Source organism: Streptomyces sp. MnatMP-M17 (assembly GCF_900091995.1).
In the GTDB taxonomy this organism is placed as follows: Bacteria; Actinomycetota; Actinomycetes; order Streptomycetales; family Streptomycetaceae; genus Streptomyces.
The window spans coordinates 1-1,550 of the sequence record NZ_FMDK01001134.1 but is presented as its reverse complement, the minus strand read 5'-3'; the positions used below and the strand labels follow the sequence as shown (position 1 = coordinate 1,550).

1 pseudogene is annotated in these 1,550 nt (G+C 75.2%); it reads right to left on the bottom strand.

Going from position 1 to position 1,550, the window contains the following annotated elements:
• Positions 1-47: 47 nt before the first annotated feature.
• Positions 48-1,550, bottom strand: a pseudogene (locus tag GA0115259_RS36910) (hypothetical protein); the annotation flags it as partial.

The following is a 1,550-nucleotide window of genomic DNA, read 5'->3' as shown; positions in this document are numbered from 1 at the left end:
GGTCCCGGTGCGGGGCGGGCGGTCGCCCCGCACCGGGAGCCGTCACGTCACTCCTCGTCGCGCAGCTGGGCCGCCAAGGAGGTCAGCGCCTCGGACTCCCCGGTGTGACCCAGGGCGGTCAGGTGGGAGACCGCCGCGTCGAGGCGAGTGAGGGCGGGGGCGGGGCGTTCCAAGTAGATGCCCTCCACGGCACCGGCGAGACGGACGCACTCGGCCCACTCCTCGGCACGGTCCCCCTCCGCCGGCTCGCCGAGGAGAGCGAGGGCCTTTTCCAGGGCTGCCAGGGCGGTCTCGTACTCACCGGCGTAGGCATTGACCCGCCCGTGTTCGTAGGCCAGGGCGGTGTCCAGGGAGCGACCGCGGGCCTTGTACCCGGCGGCGCGGGCCTCGTCGGCGATCCGGCCGGCTTCGGCGAGGTCGGCGAGGGCGTCGGCCAGACCGTCGGGGCCCTGTTGCTGGACCTGGAGGCGGGCGAGTTCGCGCAGGCAGTTGCTGAGCGGCTCGTAGCGCGGGGCCCGGGCGTGGGCGGCGAGTGCCTGGTCCGCGGCCTCGCGGGCCCGGCCGAACTCGCCGGACTCGCCGAGGAGCATGGCCGTCTCCGCGGCGATCATGGCGTGGCTCCCCGGGTCGTCGTCCCAGCCTGCCGACTCGGCCGCGAGGGCGGCGAACTCCGCCGTGGCGGCCTTGAGGTCCTCCGCCGCGTGCAGCGCGCGAGCGCGGGACAGGCGCAACTGGGCCACGAGCCGGTCGTCCAGCTCTCCGGCGGCAACGCCAGGGTCGGCCAGGAGGGAGTCGAGCAGAGCGATGCAGTCCTCGAACCGGCCCAGGTCGAGGCTGAGCTGGGCCGCGTTGCTGTAGGTGCAGAACGCGGCTGTCCGGCTGCCGTGGCGAAGGTCCAGCTCGGCCGAGCGCGTCAGGTGCCGCAGTGCCTCGTCGGGGCGGCCCAGGTGCATGCATGCCTCGGCCAGATCACCGTGGAGGCGGGCGGCGTCGACCACGTCGGCCGACCAACCGGCAGCCAGCCGCAGGGCCTCGGCCAGGTCCGCGTGGGCCGCCTGCGCGTCCTGGAGACCGAGCTGGAACCGGCCGCGCAGTCCGAGCGTGCGGGGCAGATGCCAGGCGGGGCCGTGTGCCTTCAGCAGGTCGATGAGGGCGTCGATCTCGGTGATCGCGGCCGGCAGGTCACCGGAGACGGCGTACGTACTGGCTCTCAGCAGCCGGGCGCCGGAGATCTGCCCGACGATCTCGTGCCGGGTGGCGAACGCGTACAGCAGGTCCACTTCGGCGAAGGCCGACGCGACGTGCTCCTCGCTCTGCGAGGCCTGTAGGCGCATGCCGAGCGCGGTCGCCCGCAGCCGCAGCAGGCGAGCCTCCTGGTACGGGGCGAGCCCGGGGGTCTCCTCGTGCAGGCGGACCATGGACGCGTGGGCGGTGGTCAGCGCGGCGGCCATCGCCTCGGCTCCGTCGGCGCCCTCGGCGGGGATTTCGGCGGGGATCTCGGCGGCGGCGAGCAGGGCGGCGGCGCGGGCGAGCGCCGCGGGACCCGGCGC